The organism is Flavobacterium palustre, from assembly GCF_014639535.1.
Classification (GTDB): Bacteria; Bacteroidota; Bacteroidia; order Flavobacteriales; family Flavobacteriaceae; genus Flavobacterium; species Flavobacterium palustre.
In genome coordinates, this window is sequence record NZ_BMGA01000001.1 from 1,084,598 (window position 1) to 1,104,495 (window position 19,898).

Here is a 19,898-nt window from a genome sequence, read left to right on the forward strand (position 1 = left end):
CATCTTAGGAGTTTTTTATAAAAGTCGTTGTTTGTTGATTTCCAGTAATTCCAAAATTCTGGTTTTTAGACTTGCGGGTTCTAAAATAGTAGCATAATCTCCAAACATCATATACCAGCGTGAAAACCCTTCCAAAGTATCACGAGACATAAAAGTCATTTCGATTTTTCCATCAATTTCCTGTTCAGAAACAAAGCCGTAGTATTTTCGTTCGTAAGCCAAATATTTTACGATTTTTTTCTCTACAAGAATTCGGATTTTAGTAGTAGGGACAGTTTTGTTTTTATCCAAATAGGTTTCTAATGAATTGTGTTCTAATGAAAATAAAGTTTCTGTTTTTTGAATTCCATGAATGCGATCAGCCCGAAACTGACGATAATCTTTTCGTAAATGGCAATAACCTAACATATACCAATTGTTGTTATCATGAAAAACACCTACGGGTTCAATTTTCCTTTCTGTAATTTGATCAGAATTAAAAGTCTCATAAGAAAGAACAACTTGTGTTTTTTCGGCAATGCTTTCAAAAAGAGTGGCTAAAGTATTTGGCGATTTGTCATTAAAAAGCTTCTCTGAAGATTGCATCAAAACATTCGATTCAATGTTTGAAACCCAATCTTTATCATCACTTCGAAGTACCGCTTTTAGTTTGTACATCGCCGAAGCATAATGATTTCCCAGAGTTTCGTCTGTGAATTTCTGCATTAATTTTTCGGCAGCAATAAAACTACTGGCTTCTTCACGGCTAAACATGACCGGCGGCAATCTATAACCTTCCATTAAAGCATAACCAACGCCAGTTTCACTATAAATAGGAACTCCCGAAGCTTCTAGTGTACGAATGTCACGATAAATGGTTCGTAAGCTACAATCAAACCGATTCGCCAATTCCTGTGCTTTTACAATTTTTTTGGATTGCAATTGAATTAAAATAGCAACAATGCGGTCAAATCGTTTTGGGGTTTCGTCCATTTTTTATTTTTGAAGTTTCTGAGTTTTTTGAGAAGCTAAGTTACTAAGTTTATAGATATTTATAAATTTGCTCAAAACAAAAAAACCTGACAATTTTCATCATCAGGTCTTCTCTATATTCTTTACTCTTTATTCTATTTTCTAAAAAAATCTAGTCATTCAACTTCAAAACCGCCATAAACGCTTCTTGAGGAATTTCAACGTTTCCTACTTGGCGCATACGTTTTTTACCTTTTTTCTGTTTTTCCAAAAGTTTACGCTTACGAGAAATGTCCCCACCATAACATTTGGCAGTAACGTCTTTACGAAGTGCTTTAATCGTTTCACGAGCTATGATTTTAGCTCCAATTGCCGCCTGAATTGGGATGTCAAATTGCTGTCTTGGGATTAATTCACGCAATTTTTCAGTCATTTTTTTACCAATGTTGTAGGCGTTGTCTTCGTGGATCAAAGCGGAAAGGGCATCTACATTTTGTCCGTTCAAAAGAACATCAAGTTTAACCAATTTAGAAGTTCGCATTCCAATTGGAGAATAATCAAAAGAAGCATATCCTTTAGAAACGGTTTTCAAACGGTCGTAGAAATCAAATACAATTTCAGCCAGTGGCATGTCAAAATTCAATTCCACACGATCGGTTGTCAAATAGGTCTGATTGGTAATCAAGCCGCGTTTTTCGATACACAAACTCATTACGTTACCCACGAAATCGGCTTTGGTAATGATGGTTGCTTTAATGAACGGTTCTTCAACTCTGTCCAGTTTTGATGGTTCCGGCAAGTCGGAAGGATTGTTTACAATTAGAATGGTATCCGGTTCTTTTTTAGTAAACGCATGATACGAAACGTTAGGAACTGTAGTAATTACAGTCATGTCAAATTCACGCTCTAAACGTTCCTGGATAATTTCCATGTGCAACATTCCTAAGAATCCGCAACGGAAACCAAAACCTAAAGCCGCCGAACTTTCAGGAGTAAAAACAAGCGAAGCATCGTTCAGTTGTAGTTTTTCCATCGAAGAACGCAAATCTTCATAGTCTTCGGTGTCAACAGGGTAAATTCCGGCAAAAACCATTGGTTTTACATCCTCAAAACCGGTAATCATATTAGTGGTAGGAACTTTGGCATCGGTAATCGTATCACCTACTTTTACTTCTTTTGCCTCCTTAATTCCTGAAATTAAATAACCTACATCTCCGGTCGAAATCACATTTTTAGGAACCTGGTTTAATTTCAATGTTCCTACTTCGTCAGCAAAATATTCATTGCCGGTAGCCATGAATTTGATTTTTTGCCCTTTTTTAATTTCTCCGTTTACCACACGGAAGATAACCTCGATTCCGCGGAACGGATTATAATGAGAATCGAAAATCAAAGCCTGAAGTGGTTCTTCTTTATTTCCTTTTGGAGCAGGGATTTTTTCGATAATGGCAGCTAAAATATTTTCGACACCAAAACCGGTTTTCCCTGAAGCATGAATAATATCTTCTAATTTACATCCTAATAAATCAATAATATCATCACTTACCTCTTCAGGATTAGCTGATGGTAAATCTACTTTATTCAAAACCGGAATAATTTCCAGGTCATTTTCTAAAGCCAAGTATAAGTTTGAAATGGTTTGCGCCTGAATACTTTGTGCTGCATCTACAATCAACAAAGCACCTTCACAAGCTGCAATGGAACGAGAAACTTCATACGAAAAATCCACGTGTCCAGGAGTGTCAATTAAGTTCAGAATATATTCTTCTCCCTTGTAAGTGTATTCCATTTGTATCGCGTGACTCTTAATTGTAATCCCACGTTCGCGCTCCAAGTCCATGTTGTCCAGTAACTGCGCTTTTTCCTCACGAGCCGTAACGGTTTGAGTTGCCCCAAGCAAACGGTCTGCCAAAGTACTTTTTCCGTGGTCAATATGAGCAATAATGCAAAAATTTCTTATCTGTTTCATCTTCAGTTTGTATCAATATTTATCACATGCCAAGTCGAGTCGTTTTTGTAGCAAAAGCCCAAATCTAACCTTAAAAAACAAGGCAATTAATCTGCAAATATACGCTAAATTCAATAGCTTCAAAGCTTATAATTTATAAACTAAACGCTTTATAACGAAGTCTTTCCTGTTTCTTCTTTTATCGTTTCATCTAAAAAACGTAATTTTGCAGCAAAATTGAGAAGATGATTAAGATTGGCAACATAGAATTACCGGATTTTCCACTGTTATTAGCACCTATGGAGGACGTGAGTGATCCGCCATTTCGTCGTTTGTGTAAAATGCACGGAGCCGATATGATGTACTCTGAATTTATTTCTTCGGAAGGATTAATTCGTGATGCCATCAAAAGCAGAATGAAACTGGATATTTTTGATTACGAACGCCCTGTTGGAATTCAAATCTTCGGTGGTGACGAAGAAGCGATGGCTTTATCATCAAAAATTGTTACAACTGTGAATCCGGATTTGATTGATATCAACTTTGGATGTCCTGTAAAGAAAGTGGTTTGTAAGGGTGCCGGTGCCGGAGTTTTGAAAGATGTGGATTTGATGGTGCGTTTGACTAAAGCGGTAATTGATAGTACTAATCTTCCGGTGACGGTAAAAACCCGTTTGGGCTGGGATGATAATTCGATTAATATTGATGAGGTTGCTGAGCGTTTGCAGGATATTGGTGTTGCTGCTTTAAGTATTCACGCCAGAACCCGTGCGCAAATGTACAAAGGTCATTCCGACTGGTCGCACATTGCCAGAGTGAAGAATAATCCGAGAATTACTATGCCTATTTTTGGAAACGGAGATATTGATTCGCCGGAAAAAGCATTGCATTATAAAAATGAATACGGAATTGACGGAATCATGATTGGTCGTGCTGCTATTGGTTATCCATGGATTTTTGACGAAATCAAGCATTTCTTCAAAACAGGAGAACATTTGGCTAAACCAACTGTTTCTGATAGAGTAGAAGCCGTTCGCAATCACTTAACCTGGGCAATGGAATGGAAAGGAGAACGATTAGGAATTGTAGAAACCCGCCCGCATTATACCAATTATTTCAAAGGAATTCATTCGTTTAAAACCTATAAACAAAAACTGGTTACTCTGGATCACCCTGAAGAATTATTCGCTGTTTTGAATGAGATTGAAGAGGCGTATTCGGGTTATGAGGTGGTTTAATGATCTTTTAAACAACTGTCAGTTAGTTTTTTTGAATAAATTTGAAGCGATTCCAAGCTGTTGATTTAATAGTTTTATATTTACAAAATAAATTAATCTATACTCGAAATAATTATGGGAAATCCAGAGAAAAAAAGTAAATATATAGTTGTATTTGGACGTGTTGTCTTTTTTTTATGGATTGTTTCTATTTCCTGTAGGCTGTTTTTTAGAAAAGAATACACAAGAGAGATGCGTGATGATGTTTCAACAATTCTTTTGGTTTTATCTGTATTATACTTCTTTTTAAATTCGATACATCAGTTAAAATACGATAGAGAAAATTTTATTTCAAATATAAAAGCAGGATTTAAAAATAGCTGGCCGCAGTTATTTTTCATAACAAGTTTATTGTTGTTGTGGTTTCTATATAAAAGAAGTTAGTTTAAAAATGTTTATTCTAACAACTTCTCACTTACTCGGCTACTTGCAATAAGTGAAGCAATAAAACCCAGAGAAACAATTGTTCCCATTACAATTAATACATTTTCAAGTGAAAAAACTACTGGGTAAGCTAAAGTTGGAGTAATCATAATCCACTCAAAATGTTGTTGTAAAAGCACAATTATAATTCCTATAGCCAGACCAATAAGTCCTCCAAAAAGGCTCAATAAAGTGCCTTGAAGCAGGAATATTTTACGTAGATTTTTGATTTCGGTTCCCAGATTAAAAAGGGTTTTTAAATTTCCTTTTTTGTCCAGAATCATCATAATCAATGCGCCAATTAAGTTGAAAAGTGCAACAATAATCACAAGGGTAAATATCAAATACACCGCTATATTTTCGGTATTGAGCATTTTGTATAAAGATTCGTTGAGTTGGGCTCTGTTTTTAACGGTTACTTTTCCCTTAAAAATGCTGTTTAGTTTTTCGATGATGGCGGCTTCATCGGAATTAGGTTTTTCTTTGAGTTCAATTCCCGAAACCTGATTGGATTTGTATTCTAATAATTCTTGCGCTAAACTTAAGTTTGCAAAAACATATTTGGAATCTAAATCTTCATTAATCGCATAAATGCCAATTGGGAAAATCTCCGATGAATTAAAAGCTTCTTCGGCACTTTCAATATTGCCTTTGCCGGCTTTTGGGACTAAAACTTCCAGATGTTTATTGAAGTCCAGTAATCCTAAAGAAAGTTTTTGGACAAAACCAAAACCAACAACTACCTGATAAGTATTGTCTTCAAGCCATTGACCGTTGTAGAGAATTTTGTTGACATTGTTAACTTTGGAGTAATTGTTGTCAACGCCTTTAAGGTAAGTTACTTCCTGTTTGTTGTCAAAAGTAAATAAAACGCGCTCTTCTATAATTTTAGAATAAGCCGCTACACCTTCAATTTTCCTGATTTCGGTTTCTTGTTCGGGAGTAACAAAAAAAGACTTTCCTAAAGTACTCGATATCTTTAAATCAGGGTCAATGTCGTTACTGAACGAAAGACTAAAAACTTTCAGCCCGCTAAAAACCGATAATACCACAAACAAAGCCATGGCACCAACAATAATTCCCATGCTCGCAATGCGGTTAATAATATTGATAGCATTGTTTTTACTATTGCTGCGAATGTAGCGTTTGGCTATGTATAATGGAAAATTCAAGTGCTAGAACTGTCTTCTTTTTTCTAATAAATCCCTGTTTTCAATTGGGTTTTCCTGGTTTTTCAACGCATTGTCAATTTTTTCGATATAGTCCAATGAGTCATCAATAAAGAAAACCAAATTAGGAACTCTGCGTAATTGTTTGCGAACTCTTTGAGCCAAATCGTGTTTAATTAACGGTGTATTCGATTTAATTCCGTTCAAAGTTTCCTGTGCTTTTTCCTGAGGGAAAATGCTTAAATATACTGTGGCCACAGATAAATCAGTAGTTACCGATACTTTTGATACCGAGATAACCAAATTACTCACTCCATTTTTTCGCACTTCACCTTGAAGAATATCCACTAAGTCTTTTTGGATAACTCCGCCTATTTTTTTCTGTCTGTTTGTTTCCATACTGCAAAAATACTACTTTTAAGCATTAAATAAGCAAAATTAAGAAAACCTAAATAGTCTAAGTTTTTTTAGAAGCTATTCCCGCTATTCGTTTCAATCTTTTCCTGTCTCTAAAGAAGAGACAGGAAAAGGATTTTCTCCCGAAGTTTCGGGACTATCGGGGCTAGGGCAAATTCAAAGCAAGTTGTTTTGTTCTGAAATCTAAAATCGTTAATTAGCAATCAAAAATTTACATGCAAAGACCTTCCTTTTCTATTTACGACGCATCAGCCGGTTCCGGAAAAACCTATACTTTGGTCAAAGAATACCTCAAAATTATTCTTAGTTCTCCAAAAAATGATGCCTATCGAAATATTCTGGCCATCACTTTTACCAATAAAGCGGTGCACGAAATGAAAAGCCGAATTGTGGGCAGTTTGTCTGAATTTGCTAAGGATGAACCTTCGGGAAAAGCACAGGATTTAATGCAGGATTTGGCTGTTGATACCCAACTTTCGCTAATCCAAATCAAAACTAAATCGCAGCAAATTATCAAGCATATTATTCATAATTATGCGGCTTTTGATATTTCAACCATTGATAAGTTTACCCATAAAGTCATCCGTGCTTTTGCTCACGATTTGAATTTACCGATGACTTTTGAAGTCACTTTGGATACTGAAAATTTATTAACCGAAGCTATCGATGCTATTATTGCTCAGGCCGGTGAAGATGAAACCTTGACAAAATTGCTCATCGATTTTACAATGGAAAAAACCGATGACGATAAATCCTGGGATATTTCGAGAGAAATAATGGAAACGGGAAAACTGGTTTTGAACGAAAATAATCGAAATGAAATTACTCAATTTCATGATAAATCCATTGCTGAATTTGTCGAAATTAAAAAGAAATTAATCGCAGTTTGTAAAGATTTAGAAAAAGAAAATATTGGTTTTGCGCAAGGGGCTTTGTTGTTAATTGAGAACAACGGAATTGATTTAAAATCTTTTTCCAGAGGCACTTTCCCGAATCATTTAGCGAGTATTCGGGATGGAAAATATAATCCTAAGAATAAAAAGTTCTATGAGTTTGAGGATATAGCAATTAACAAAACGGCTCAAGACCGCGCTTTAATTGAAAATATAATTCCTGAATTATTGCAAATTCTGGGAACGATTTATAAAAATTTCGAGAAAAGAGATTTCTACAATGCTTTTCTTAAAAACATCACGCCGCTTTCATTGCTGAATACCGTGAGTAATGAATTGGCTAAAATTCAGGAAGAACAAAATGTACTTTCGATATCAGAGTTTAATGCGATAATTCATCGTGAAATTCAAAATCAGCCGGCTCCTTTTATTTATGAACGATTAGGGGAGCGTTATCGCCACTTTTTTATAGATGAATTTCAGGATACTTCAGAGATGCAATGGCAAAATTTGATTCCGCTCATTGATAATGCGCTTTCGGGTCAGGATGATTATGGAAATAAAGGAACCTTGATGATTGTGGGTGATCCAAAACAATCTATTTATCGTTGGCGTGGAGGAAAGGCTGAACAATTTATCGAACTCAGCAAAGACAATAACCCGTTTAATAATCCCGATAAAAAATTAGAACATTTAGATAAAAATTACCGTTCTTATTCTCAGATAATTGAATTCAATAACGATTTTTTCAAGTTAGTCTCGTCGGAATTTGAGCATCCTGATTATAAGGATTTATATGAGAATCATAGTCACCAAAAACGAAATGATAAAACAGGAGGCTATGTTAATATTTCTTTTATCCCAAAAATAGAAGCAACAGAAGAAGATGAAGAGTTATTGGATAAAACCGAATTGTTTGTTTCGGCAACTTTAAATACAATTCAGAAAGTTTTACAACAAGGTTTTGAATATAAAGATATTGTGATCTTAACTCGTAAACGTGATCAGGGAATTGCGATTGCCAATTATTTAACGGAGCAAAATATTCCATTGTTGTCTTCGGAAACTTTGATGATTCAAAATGCAACCGAAGTCCGGTTGATTATTCATCTTTTAAAATACCTTAAAAATAATTCTGATTTAGAATCGAAAGCTTATTTTTTACATTATATAGCCGAAAATATTCAGGATCAAATGGCTGTTCATGATTTCATTGCTAAAGGAATGGGACAAAAACAGGAAGTCGATTTCGAAAAATGGCTGATGCAGTTTGATGTTTCACTTTCGTTTCAAAACATTCGAAAAAAGTCGCTTTATGAAGCGGTTGAAATTATTGTTTCGAAATTTTTGAAAGGCAATTCAGGAAACGCTTACATACAATATTTTCTGGATATCGTTTTGGAGCGTGATGTGCGAAACCAATCCGGAATAGCTGATTTTTTGGTTTTTTGGGATAAAAATAGTTCTAAGTTTAGTATTCCATCACCAGAGGGAAACAATGCGGTTCGAATTATGACAATTCATAAATCGAAAGGATTGGAATTTCCTGTGGTAATTATGCCTTTTGCCGAAGAAGATTACAGTCGTAAACCTAAAGATAAACTATGGCTCGGTGCCGAAGAAATGGATTTAGGTCTGCCAAAGGCGTTGATTGATAATAGTAGTGCTGTAGAGGGTTTTGGTGAAGAGGCGAAATCGGTGTACGATCAAAAAAAGCAGGAAGAATTGTTGGATAATGTCAATGTGCTTTATGTAGCGTTGACACGTGCAGAGGAACAATTGTATGTGATTTCGAATATGAATTTGTCTAAAAAAGACGAGGTTCCTAAAAACAACATGTGTACTTTTTTTATTAATTATTTGATGAGTAAAGGAGTTTTTGATAAGGATAAATTGGAATACGAATTTGGGAATGCGGTAAAAATTTCTTCGAAAGCTAAGCATATAGATGTTTCGAAGCCAATTGAAAATGTTGTTGAAACATTACATCCTAAGAATATTAAAATTGCTCAGAGAGAAGCTTTAATGTGGGGAACACATCAACAGGAGTCGATTGAGTATGGTAATGTAGTACACGAAATTTTGTCTTTTGTAAAAACAATAAATGATGTGGATTTGGCGGTTGATAAGGCAATAGAAAATGGCTTGATTAATTTAGTTCAAAAGGAATTGGTTTATAAAACGATTCTGGAAATTGTGAATCATTCAGAATTGAAATTGTTTTTTGCAGAAGGAAATGAAGTGTTGAATGAGCAAACCATTATTCAGAAAGAAGGCAGTGTAGTAAAACCTGACAGAATAGTAATTGCATCTGGGAATGCAGTCTTTTTATTAGATTATAAGACAGGAATTCATAATTCAAAATACAAGAGGCAATTAGAAGATTATCAATTTGCAATTGAGCAGATGGGGTTTAATGTTCAAAAGAAAGTATTGGTGTATATAAGTCAGGAAATTGAGGTTGTTGAGGTTTAGTTTTATGTAATAATTTATATTCAGAGCTTTTTTGTGATTTTTTTATTATAAAAATGATGACTGTCTGTTATTAAGAAGTTTAGTTCATAAATTGATGTGATTTTTTTTAATCTCATTGCACTATTGAGTTTGTTGCTGTTTAGGGTAGATTGATAGTGTGTTTTTATTGATTAATTAGAGGTGAAACACAACTTTTTTTTAACATTCTATTTTGTAGTTAAAGAATTACGCGTTACTTTTGTTGATAATTAACTAAATTGTAATTAAATTTTTTAAGTATGAAACATCTTAACAAACTTTTTGTTGCTGTACTGATTATGATGGGTGTGAGCTCTCAGGCACAGGATAGTAACAACCCTTGGGCTATTGCTTTTGGGGTAAATGCTGTAGACACTAGAACTAGTGCAGGTCCTGAACATGTTGGTTGGTTCCAACAACATTTTTCTCAACCATTTGATGTGAAAAATAACTGGAATATTCTTCCTTCGGTATCCTATTTAAGTGTATCTCGTTATGTGGGGAGTGGTTTCTCTGTTGGGCTTCAAGGTTCTGTTAATAAGATTGATAAATTAGTGGTTTTTGATCCAACTGCTCCAGGTCATGATTCTAGAGGAATGGTTGTAACAAATCCAGGTGATTTAATGTACTATGGAATTGATGGAAAAGTGAGATACAGTTTCAAGGAATTAATTAAATCTAAAGTTATTGATCCAAGTTTACACTTAGGTGGGGGTTATACTTTCTTAGGAGATAGTAGTTTTGGAACTGTAAATGCAGGTGCTGGATTAACTTTTTGGTTTACTGAAAATGTTGGTTTAGAATTAGGTACAACTTATAAAAAAGCATTTGATAGTTCTGATGCTTTACAACGTTCTCACTTTCAACACACAGCAGGTATCGTTTTCAAATTTGGAGGAAAAGATACTGACGGAGACGGAATCTACGATAAAGAAGATGCTTGTCCTGAAGTTGCTGGTTTAAAACAATTCAACGGATGTCCTGATACTGACGGTGACGGAATTATCGACTCTGAAGATGCTTGTCCGGAAGTTGCTGGTATCGCTGCTTTAAAAGGTTGTCCTGATGCTGATGGTGATGGAATTACTGATGCTGAAGATGCTTGTCCTAATGTAGCTGGTTTGGCTTCGTTAAAAGGTTGTCCTGATGCTGATAAAGACGGTGTAGCTGATAAAGATGACAAATGTCCTAATGTTGCAGGTCCTAAAGAAAATGCAGGATGCCCATGGCCAGATACTGATAAAGATGGTGTAGCTGATAAAGATGATGCTTGTCCTGAAGTTGCTGGTCCAGCTAGTAACAAAGGTTGTCCAGAAGTAACTGAAGAAGCTATGGATGCTCTTAAATCTCAAGCTAGATTTATTTATTTCAACTCTGGAAAATCTACATTCAAATCTGCTGACGTTCCTAAGAGATTAGACGCTATGGCTGCTCTTCTTAAAAACTATGCTAACTCTGAATTCTTAATTGAAGGACATACAGATAGCGATGGTTCTGATGCTTTCAACCAAAAACTTTCTGAGGCTAGAGCTGCTGCAGTTAGAAATGCTTTATTAGACAGAGGTATCTCTTCTAGTAAATTGAAATCAGTAGGATATGGTGAGTCTATGCCGGTTGCTACTAACAAAACTGCTGCTGGTAAAGCGTTAAACAGAAGAACTGAAGTGAAATTAATCAAATAATTTCTTCTAAATAATTATTGAAAACGCCCCGATTTATCGGGGCGTTTTTTTATTTTTATATTATGATAAATAGTACTTTTCTAGATAAAATAGCTCAAATTTTAATCGAAAAATATTCAGCTGAGTTGGTTAATACCATAGTGGTTTTGCCAAATAAAAGAGCTAAAATCTTTTTGATTGAAGCACTTAAAAAGCAAGTTCCCAATACTATCCTTGCTCCTAATGTTATTAGTGTTGAAGATTTTATTCAGGATGTAGCCAGTATTCGCGCTGTTGATCCAATAGAATTATTATTTGAATTTTACGAAGTTTATTTATCTGTTACCGAAAAAGGCAGCCAACAGTCTTTTGAATTATTTGCCAATTGGGCAAAAACACTGCTACAGGATTTTAATGAAATAGATCGTTATTTGTTAGATCCAACTCATGTTTTGTCATACCTCAAAGATATTGAAGATATAAAAAGATGGGGAATTGAGGTTGAGAACAAAACGAAACTACTTGAGAATTATATTGATTTTTGGAAATTATTACCTCATTATTACCAATCTTTATATCAGCATTTATTGAATAAAGGGATTGGTTATCAGGGATTAATTTATAGGGAAGCGGTAGAGAATCTCAATCATTTTTCGAATTCTATTACAGGAAAACAATTTGTTTTTGCAGGATTTAATGCGCTTAATGCTTCTGAAGAAAAAATTATTCAGCATTTGATAGCTAATGACCAAGCTAAAATTTATTGGGACTCTGATAAAACTTTCCTCAATGATCCCTATCATGATGCAGGCTTGTTCTTGCGTCGATTTAAAGAAAATTGGAAACATTATAAATCAAATCCTTTTGAATGGATTGTTGATGATTTTTCGCAAACTAAAAATATTCAAATTATTGGGACAGCCAAAAGTATTGGTCAGGCCAAAATTTCAGGAAGTATTATTGAGAAAATTATTGATGATAATCCAATGACATCATTGGATAAAGTGGCAATTGTACTTGGTGAAGAAAATCTTTTAGTGCCGCTGTTATATTCTTTGCCGTCAACTGTAGGCGCTTTGAATATTACCATGGGTTATTCGGGTAAAAACAATCCTGCCCAGATTTTGATTGCCAAATTGTTTAAAATGCACACCAATGCTTTGTCCAGAAATGCTAAAAGTTATGTGTTGTATTATAAAGACGTTTTGGATATTCTGACCCATCCTTTGGTAGAACCTTATGCCCAAACTACTGCATTGGTTGATGTTATCAATAAGAATAATTACACTTTTATTAGCCATCAAAAAATGATGGAATTGAATGCGAATCCAACTGATTTATTTGCTTTGTTGTTTCAAAAATGGGAAGACGGTTCTATTGCAGTTCTACAGACGGTTTCAAGATTATTATTGACTATAAAAAATAATTTGAACAATGACAATGAAGAAGAAAAAATAACCAAAGCCTTTGTTTTTGCTATTTTTAAAATCATTAACAAGCTGATTAATTATTATTCCAAACACCAACATATTGACAAAATAGAAACTTTGCATGCCATTTATAAGCAGGTAATTGATCTGGCTGAAGTTTCTTTTGAAGGGGAACCGCTGAATGGTTTGCAAATTATGGGAGTTTTAGAAAGTCGTGTTTTGGATTTTGAGACTGTGATTGTGACTTCGATGAATGAAGGCAAATTCCCGGCGGGAAAATCCCAGAATTCATTTATCCCTTATGATGTGAAAAGAGAGTTAGGATTGCCTACTTTTAAAGAAAAAGATGCGATTTATACTTATCACTTTTATCATTTGTTACAACGAGCTAAGAATATTTACTTATTGTACAATACCGAAAGTGAAGGTTTGGATGCTGGAGAAAAGAGCAGGTTTATAACCCAATTAGAAGTTGAAAAGCAACCCAATCATAATTTGTCTCATGAAATTTATAATGCCATTTTACCCGAAACGGCTTATAAGCCAATGATAATTGAAAAATCTCCGGCGGTAATGGGGCGTTTGAAAAAAATTGCAGAAGAAGGTTTTTCGCCTTCGGCATTGACAAGTTATATCAGGAATCCGATTCAGTTTTATTTCCAGAAAATATTACGAATCAGGGAAGTGGAAGAAGTAGAGGAGAATATTGCTTTGAACACTTTAGGGACCATAATTCACGAGACATTATTGGCTTTGTATACTCCTTTTATTGGTAAATTTATTTCGGAGTCTGACATTGAGAATTGTTTTAAATTGATTGATGCCGAAGTTTTAAAGCAGTTTAAAATAGTTTATAAGGAAGGAGAAATTAAAAAAGGGCGCAATCTTTTGGCTTTTGAAGTGGCAAAACGCAATGTTTTTAATTTCCTGAAAGTAGAACTGGAAAGTATAAAAGAAGGTGACGCGATTAAAATCATTGCTTTGGAGCAAACATTTCAGCGAGAACTGAAGCATCGGGATTTACCTTTTCCGGTATTAATCAAAGGAAATGTCGATCGAATTGAAGAACGCAACGGAAATATTCGAATTATTGATTATAAAACCGGAAAAGTTGATAAGGCAAATGTGACTTTGAAAACCTGGAATGGATTGACTCAGGAGCTTAAAAATGATAAAATTATTCAGGTTTTGGCTTATGCTTTCATGTATGAAAATGAAGCTAACGGAAAACCGATTGAAGCAGGAATTATTTCGTTTAAAAATTTAAAATCAGGATTTTTACCTTTTAATTTTAAAGAAGATAAAGATGTTCAACAAATGATTAACGATGAAATGATGGCTAATTATCTGGAACAAATTGTCTTGTTGTTAAAAGAGATTTTATATGAAACGATTCCGTTTGAAGAGAAAGTGTAATGGATAAATTTTTTAGAAAGCAAGTAAATATTTTCGAATTTTACAAGAGTACTTTGGTAATAACGTTATCGGTAAGTCTTTTGGGATGGGTTTTTGGAGGTTTTGAAAGCTTCAAAATCATAGTTGTCATTTTGGGTTTTTGGATAAGTATTTTAATGAAAGAAGTGAATTCAAAAAATGAATATCTATTTTATTCTAATAATGGAATTTCAAAGTTTAAATTATTGATTAGTAGTTTTTTTATGAATGTTGTTTTCTCCGTTTTGTTAATTTGGATTGTTAATCTAATAAAACATTTGTATGCTTAGAAGTGTATTAGAAGTTGATAGTATTCAAAAACGATATGATGGAAAGAATATAATTTCAGATTTATATTTAAAATGTGAAACGAATGATATTATTGGGATTTTAGGAAGAAATGGTTCCGGGAAATCTACTTTTCTAAAAATACTTTTCGGTATTGTAACTGCTGATTTTAAATTTGTTCGTATTGATGGTTCGCCGAAGTCAAAAACGAAGGACTTATTAACTGAGGTTAGTTATTTGCCTCAGGACAATTTTATTCCAAATGGATTCTCTGTAGAAAAAGCAATTCGATTATCAATAACAAAAGATAAATTAGAGCATTTTTATGAAGACGAAATGATTCAAGCCATCCGAAACAAAAAAATCAAGCATTTATCAAGTGGAGAATTACGGTATTTAGAGATTAAATTAATTCTCTATAAAGAAACAAAATTTGTTTTGCTTGATGAACCCTACAATGGTTTGTCTCCGCTAATGATTGAAAAAGTTAATACGTTAATAACTAAAAAATCAAAGGCAAAAGGGATTGTTATTACGGATCATAATTATGAAAATGTGATAAAAGTTTCTACTAGATTAGCACTGATGAAAGAAGGTAAAATGCATCACTTAAAAGATAAAAGTGAGCTAGTGACAAGAGGTTATTTAAAATCAGGAATGATTTAAATTTTCTTAAAAAAGTCTGCTAATACCTTAGTCAATTCTGCTTCATTTTCAATATGGCTCATGTGTCCGTCAGGGAAAGTGACTAATTGTACATCGGTTTCTTCAATTTGTTCTAAATTTTCCTCGTAATTTAAAACAGGGTCTTTTTTGCCCAGAATAAGCATTTTTGGATAAGGAGTTAAATGTAATAACACTTCGCGATCCATACGGATTTTCATTCCTTCCAATGAGGCAACAATACCTTGTAGAGGTGTTTTTAAGGCTTCGTTTTTTACTGTTTCTATTTTGTCTTTGAGTCTTTCACGGTTTTCTTCGCTGAATAAATTAGCAATAGAAAGCGAAATAAAATTTGTAAAAGATTGTTTTACCGCTTTAATAGCACGGTCTCGATTGGCTTTTCTTTCGTCACTGTCTGCTCTTGAAGTGGAATTCAATAAAACCAAAGCTTTTATATAATCAGGATACATTTCTGCGAAAGCTAAGGCCACATAACCGCCCATGGAATGCCCTACAAAAATAGCTTTTCGAATGTGTAATTTGGTTAAAACAGCATGAACTATATCAGCGTTGTTTTCCATTGAATGCACATAACCCAAACATTCTGTTTCACCGTGACCCAATAAATCAATTGTAATTACGCGGTTTTTTTTAGCGAAAACTGAAACGTAATTGTCCCACATTTGTTGGTTTTCCAAGAAACCATGGAGTAAAATTACAGCGGTACCTTTTCCTGAATCAGTATAAGAAATACGAGTATTTTTAAAGAGAATGGAATTCAATTTCGATGGAATTTATAAGGCAAAAATAGTTTTTTTGAAACACATAAGTCACATAAGTTTTGGAGATTTTTAATGCTTAAATGTCTTATATGTTAAAATAAAAGACGGTTCACATTTCTGTAAACCGTCTTTTCTCTTGTTTCTTTTTTCTTTGCTCTAAAAAATCAAGCATTCATTAAATGTTCAATTTCTTCCACTTCAATAGGAATGTTTTTCATCAAATTAAATGGTTCTCCTTTTTCCTGAATAACAACGTTGTCTTCCAGTCGGATTCCGAAACCTTCTTCGGGAATGTAGATTCCGGGTTCTACGGTAAAGACCATATTAGCTTGCATTGGTTCGGTCAGAATGCCGTAATCGTGGGTATCGAGTCCCATGTGGTGTGAAGTGCCGTGCATGAAATATTTTTTATAGGCTGGCCATTCCGGGTTTTCGTTTTGTACATCGGCTTTGTCCAATAATCCTAAACCAAGTAATTCCGAACTCATGATTTTACCAACTTCGGCTTGGTATTGTTTCCAGAGTGTTCCCGGAGTCAGCATTTTAGTAGCTTCGTTTTTTACTCTTAAAACTGCGTTGTAAACCGCTTTTTGTCTTTCGGAATAACGACCGGAAACTGGAATGGTTCGGGTTAAATCACTGGAATAATTAGCGTATTCGGCTGCAACGTCCAGCAGAATCAAATCGCCGGCTTTGCATTGTTTGTTGTTTTCGATATAATGCAGTACGTTGGCATTGTTTCCTGAGGCAATAATAGGGGTGTAAGCAAAACCTTTGGAACGATTGCGAATAAACTCGTGGATGAATTCGGCTTCGATTTCGTATTCCATCACATTTGGTTTTACAAAAGAGAGGATTCTTCGAAAACCTTTTTCGGTAATATTGCAGGCGTGCTGAATCAAATCCAACTCTTCTTTTTCTTTAACAGAACGGAGTCGTTGCAAAATAGGATTGCTTTTTGCAACGGCGTGTGCCGGATATTTTTCTTTCCACCATTTCACAAAACGCGCCTCACGGGTTTCGGTTTCCACGTGCGAACGGTAATGTTCGTTGGTATTGATATAAATAGTATCGCAATAAGTCATTAGTTCGAACAGGACTTTTTCAAAATCCTGTAGCCAGTAAACCGTTTTTACGCCTGAAACGGTAAAAGCTTCGTCTTTGGTTAATTTAGCGCCTTCCCAAATAGCGATGAGTTCGCTGGTTTCTTTCAGGAATAAGATTTCTTTTTGGTGTTCGTAAGGAGCATCAGGGAAAAGGAGTAAAATACTTTCTTCCTGATCGATTCCGCTTAAATAAAAAATATCACGGTGTTGCGCAAAAGGCAAAGTGCTGTCGGCACTAACGGGATAAATATCATTGGAATTAAAAACAGCCAGACTATTAGGCTTCATTTGAGCCGTGAATTTGCTACGGTTTTTTATGAATAAATGGCGATCAATCGGATGGTATTTCATAGGAAAAAGTTTTTATTTGTATTATTTAAACTTTTAAAATACTATAATAGAAATAACCACAATCTTGTCATTCCGACGAAGGAGGAATCTCCGTTACGTAAGCAGTTTGATGAGATTCCTCCTTCGTCGGAATGACAAACTGAATGATAGATTATGGTTTTAAAATTTCAAAGTAATTTATGAGCTTAAATGTTTTTACACAAATTTAATCAATCCATTTGTAATAGCGTGCACCAATTAATGTCGGGATTTCTTTTTCGATTCGATCTAAAATCCATTCTTGTTTAGGAGCTTGAATACTTTGTTTTTGTTCTTTTTTATGCAATTTCTCGTAAGTGTCAAAATCAATTTCGAAGCTTTTTTCTAAAGTTTCAAAAAGCTTTGTATTTGCAATTGCTGATTTCCATTCGTCCTGAATAATTCCTTCGAAAACTTTAGATTTAGATCCGCTTCCATAAGCCAGGAATCCAAAAGTGTTTCCTGAAATTTCTTTTTTCGAATCATAAAAATGTGCTAAAGTAGAAAGGAATCCCATGAAAATAGAACCGGTGTATAAGTTTCCGATTAATGAAGAAGCTAATTCAGCAGGCATTAATTTTTCTTCAACAAAATTTTTGTATTCCGAAGTTTTGCTGGTTTCTTTCAGTTTCGTTTGGTACTCGGCTGGAGTTTCTTCGCCTGAGATAATTGAATTTTCAGCATCCAAAGCATAAATTTCAGATAACATCCTACGACCTTGGAACGAATAAGGCAGGTGCATGATGATGCTGTTCCATGAATTATAAAGTGTAGTCGAAGTTTGTTTTAGTTTTTTGAACGAGAAATAAGCATTTCGGGTTCTGTCCATATAACATTGGTTTGAATATTGTCCGTCAAAAACAGGCTGGTCTTTGTGGATTTCGATTTCAGCTTCTAAGTTTTCAAACCAAGATTCGTTGTTTGTATTTCCGCTAATTGCTTCTTTTGAAACTGTTCTAAAAGGTTTGAAAAAGTCAAAAACACCTTTGGTATTGGTCGCCCAGTGATTTTCGAAAGCAATAATTCTTGGGTTTGCTGTAATTAGCATGGCAACTGCTCCAGCTCCTTGTGTGTATTCGCCGGTAGAATTCAAATCGTATTTAGCAAAATCGGTAGTTACTACAACGGCTTTTTTTGTTGGATTTAATTTGATGAAATCAAGACAGTTTTGCATCGCATCCACACCGCCAATACAGGCAAAGGTAAAATCAACTACATCACATTCGGCTAGCGTATTTTCTCCAAATTTTTGCTCCATCAAATCCACTAAATAAGATCCTATAGGTTTTGCGCTGTCTATGGAACTTTCGGTTCCTACATAGATACGTGCAATTTCGTTTAAGTTAATTTGGTTGTCCTGAATTAACTTAGTAAGGGCATTTGCTGCAAAGACCACACTGTCCTGATGCGTATCGGGTAAAGTCATTTTGATTAATCCCAGACCTTTTTCCAGTTTTTCGGGTTCTATGTTTCTGGCTTCAGCCAATGTTTTTATAGGTAAATGTAGTTTAGCTACGTCAAATGAGAGTGCGTCAATTCCTGTTTTCATTGTCATTTTTTTGAATTCGCAAAGATAAAATGACGCTTTGGAAAAGCCGTTTTTTTTAGTACACAAAATAGCTTGATTTTGTGTTTTTTGTTGATTTAAAAGTATTTGAATGTAAAAATTATTAAATGTATATTTTTTAGGCTTCTGAATGCTAATAATTAATTTGTTTTTTGGGTCGATTTGTCGTTTTTTTATGAATTAAAATTGTTTAAAATGCTGTAAATCAATTTATTAAAATGTTATTTCTTGTTGAAAAACGCTGTTTTTAGTTAAAAACTTTATAACGTTTCTAAATAAGAACGAAAAGGTTGTAGTTCGTTCCTAATTACTCTATTTTTGTGTACTTTTTAAAACTATATTCTAAAATATTATGGCAAAATCTGGATTATTGAAATCGTCAATAGCAAAAAAAGTAGCTATGGCACTTTCAGGACTTTTTTTGATGTTGTTCCTGGCACAGCATTTTTTAATTAATTTGACTTCGGTGATTAGTGCCGATGTGTTTAATTCGATTTCTCATTTCATGGGAACCAATCCTTTGGTTCAGTTTGTTATTCAACCTATTCTTATTGTAGGTGTTGTTTTTCACTTCATCATGGGATTTGTGTTGGATATCCAAAACAAAAAAGCAAGACCAATAGGATATGCAAGCTACAATGGCGCTGCAAATGCAAGTTGGGCTTCACGTAACATGATCATTTCAGGTTCTGTTATTTTGGCTTTCTTAGCGGTACATTTTTATGATTTCTGGGTTCCGGAAATGGTTTATAAATATGTAGAGTTTAATCCGGCTGATGAAACACGTTATTTTCATGAATTAGCTGAGAAATTTGTTAATCCTGTACGTACCGGATTGTATTCTTTGTCTTTTGTGTTGTTATCATTACACTTGCGTCACGGATTTAGTTCTTCTTTCCAATCTATTGGACAAAACAATAAATACACTAAAGGAATGAAGAATTTCGGATTATGGTTCTCTGTAATCGTTCCTTTAGGATTCGTGTTTATTGCATTATTTCATCATTTCAATCATTAATATTCAATT

14 protein-coding genes are annotated in these 19,898 nt (G+C 34.3%); 7 read left to right on the forward strand and 7 right to left on the reverse strand.

What is annotated here, in order from left to right:
* Positions 1-15: 15 nt before the first annotated feature.
* Positions 16-972, reverse strand: coding sequence for a helix-turn-helix transcriptional regulator (locus tag IEV84_RS04300; protein ID WP_188492751.1), 957 nt, complete (start codon positions 970-972; stop codon positions 16-18).
* 151 nt (positions 973-1,123) lie between these two features.
* A complete protein-coding gene (lepA, locus tag IEV84_RS04305; RefSeq protein WP_188492753.1) occupies positions 1,124-2,920 on the reverse strand; it encodes a translation elongation factor 4 in 1,797 nt (598 codons plus the stop codon).
* A 224-nt stretch (positions 2,921-3,144) separates the two neighbouring features.
* Here lepA and dusB point away from each other — a divergent pair, with 224 nt between their 5' ends.
* The gene (gene dusB, locus IEV84_RS04310) at positions 3,145-4,137 is read left to right on the forward strand and encodes a tRNA dihydrouridine synthase DusB (protein ID WP_188492755.1); all 993 of its coding nucleotides are present in this window, start codon (positions 3,145-3,147) and stop codon (positions 4,135-4,137) included.
* Between the two features lie 114 nt (positions 4,138-4,251).
* A complete protein-coding gene (locus IEV84_RS04315) occupies positions 4,252-4,560 on the forward strand; it encodes a hypothetical protein (RefSeq protein ID WP_188492757.1) in 309 nt (102 codons plus the stop codon).
* Positions 4,561-4,571: 11 nt separating this feature from the next.
* Here IEV84_RS04315 and IEV84_RS04320 read toward each other — a convergent pair whose 3' ends face one another.
* Both IEV84_RS04320 and rbfA read right to left on the reverse strand, forming a co-directional pair.
* On the reverse strand, positions 4,572-5,771 hold the full coding sequence (locus IEV84_RS04320; protein ID WP_188492759.1) for an ABC transporter permease: 1,200 nt from the start codon (positions 5,769-5,771) through the stop codon (positions 4,572-4,574).
* Positions 5,772-5,774: 3 nt separating this feature from the next.
* Entirely contained in the window at positions 5,775-6,167 is a 393-nt protein-coding gene (gene rbfA, locus IEV84_RS04325; RefSeq protein WP_188492761.1) for a 30S ribosome-binding factor RbfA, read from the reverse strand.
* A 233-nt stretch (positions 6,168-6,400) separates the two neighbouring features.
* Here rbfA and IEV84_RS04330 point away from each other — a divergent pair, with 233 nt between their 5' ends.
* The 4 genes from IEV84_RS04330 (at position 6,401) to IEV84_RS04345 (ending at position 15,050) form a co-directional block, all read left to right on the forward strand.
* A complete protein-coding gene (locus tag IEV84_RS04330; RefSeq protein ID WP_188492763.1) occupies positions 6,401-9,553 on the forward strand; it encodes a UvrD-helicase domain-containing protein in 3,153 nt (1,050 codons plus the stop codon).
* A 278-nt stretch (positions 9,554-9,831) separates the two neighbouring features.
* A complete protein-coding gene (locus IEV84_RS04335) occupies positions 9,832-11,253 on the forward strand; it encodes an OmpA family protein (protein WP_188492765.1) in 1,422 nt (473 codons plus the stop codon).
* Positions 11,254-11,315: 62 nt separating this feature from the next.
* Positions 11,316-14,078: a PD-(D/E)XK nuclease family protein gene (locus IEV84_RS04340; RefSeq protein WP_188492767.1), complete on the forward strand. Its 2,763-nt coding sequence runs from the start codon at positions 11,316-11,318 to the stop codon at positions 14,076-14,078.
* Between the two features lie 300 nt (positions 14,079-14,378).
* A complete protein-coding gene (locus IEV84_RS04345; RefSeq protein WP_188492768.1) occupies positions 14,379-15,050 on the forward strand; it encodes an ATP-binding cassette domain-containing protein in 672 nt (223 codons plus the stop codon).
* On the opposite strand, the gene IEV84_RS04350 is transcribed toward IEV84_RS04345, so the two are convergent.
* The 3 genes from IEV84_RS04350 to IEV84_RS04360 form a co-directional block, all read right to left on the reverse strand.
* Positions 15,047-15,829 (reverse strand): alpha/beta fold hydrolase, encoded by a 783-nt coding sequence (locus IEV84_RS04350; RefSeq protein WP_188492771.1) that lies wholly within the window; start codon positions 15,827-15,829, stop codon positions 15,047-15,049. The genes IEV84_RS04345 and IEV84_RS04350 overlap by 4 nt on opposite strands.
* A 164-nt stretch (positions 15,830-15,993) precedes the next feature.
* The gene (locus tag IEV84_RS04355; RefSeq protein ID WP_188492773.1) at positions 15,994-17,286 is read right to left on the reverse strand and encodes an aminopeptidase P family protein; all 1,293 of its coding nucleotides are present in this window, start codon (positions 17,284-17,286) and stop codon (positions 15,994-15,996) included.
* Positions 17,287-17,491: 205 nt separating this feature from the next.
* Positions 17,492-18,853: a hydroxymethylglutaryl-CoA synthase family protein gene (locus IEV84_RS04360; protein WP_188492775.1), complete on the reverse strand. Its 1,362-nt coding sequence runs from the start codon at positions 18,851-18,853 to the stop codon at positions 17,492-17,494.
* Positions 18,854-19,223: 370 nt separating this feature from the next.
* On the opposite strand from IEV84_RS04360, the gene IEV84_RS04365 reads away from it, so the two are divergent.
* Positions 19,224-19,889, forward strand: coding sequence for a succinate dehydrogenase cytochrome b subunit (locus IEV84_RS04365; protein ID WP_188492777.1), 666 nt, complete (start codon positions 19,224-19,226; stop codon positions 19,887-19,889).
* Positions 19,890-19,898: the final 9 nt, after the last annotated feature.

Coding starts and splice junctions, on each gene's coding strand:
- IEV84_RS04300 (WP_188492751.1), bottom strand. CDS start 972: ATGGACGAAACCCCAAAACGATTTGACCGCATTGTTGCTATTTTAATT.
- lepA (WP_188492753.1), bottom strand. CDS start 2,920: ATGAAACAGATAAGAAATTTTTGCATTATTGCTCATATTGACCACGGA.
- dusB (WP_188492755.1), top strand. CDS start 3,145: ATGATTAAGATTGGCAACATAGAATTACCGGATTTTCCACTGTTATTA.
- IEV84_RS04315 (WP_188492757.1), top strand. CDS start 4,252: ATGGGAAATCCAGAGAAAAAAAGTAAATATATAGTTGTATTTGGACGT.
- rbfA (WP_188492761.1), bottom strand. CDS start 6,167: ATGGAAACAAACAGACAGAAAAAAATAGGCGGAGTTATCCAAAAAGAC.
- IEV84_RS04330 (WP_188492763.1), top strand. CDS start 6,401: ATGCAAAGACCTTCCTTTTCTATTTACGACGCATCAGCCGGTTCCGGA.
- IEV84_RS04335 (WP_188492765.1), top strand. CDS start 9,832: ATGAAACATCTTAACAAACTTTTTGTTGCTGTACTGATTATGATGGGT.
- IEV84_RS04340 (WP_188492767.1), top strand. CDS start 11,316: ATGATAAATAGTACTTTTCTAGATAAAATAGCTCAAATTTTAATCGAA.
- IEV84_RS04345 (WP_188492768.1), top strand. CDS start 14,379: ATGCTTAGAAGTGTATTAGAAGTTGATAGTATTCAAAAACGATATGAT.
- IEV84_RS04355 (WP_188492773.1), bottom strand. CDS start 17,286: ATGAAATACCATCCGATTGATCGCCATTTATTCATAAAAAACCGTAGC.
- IEV84_RS04360 (WP_188492775.1), bottom strand. CDS start 18,853: ATGAAAACAGGAATTGACGCACTCTCATTTGACGTAGCTAAACTACAT.
- IEV84_RS04365 (WP_188492777.1), top strand. CDS start 19,224: ATGGCAAAATCTGGATTATTGAAATCGTCAATAGCAAAAAAAGTAGCT.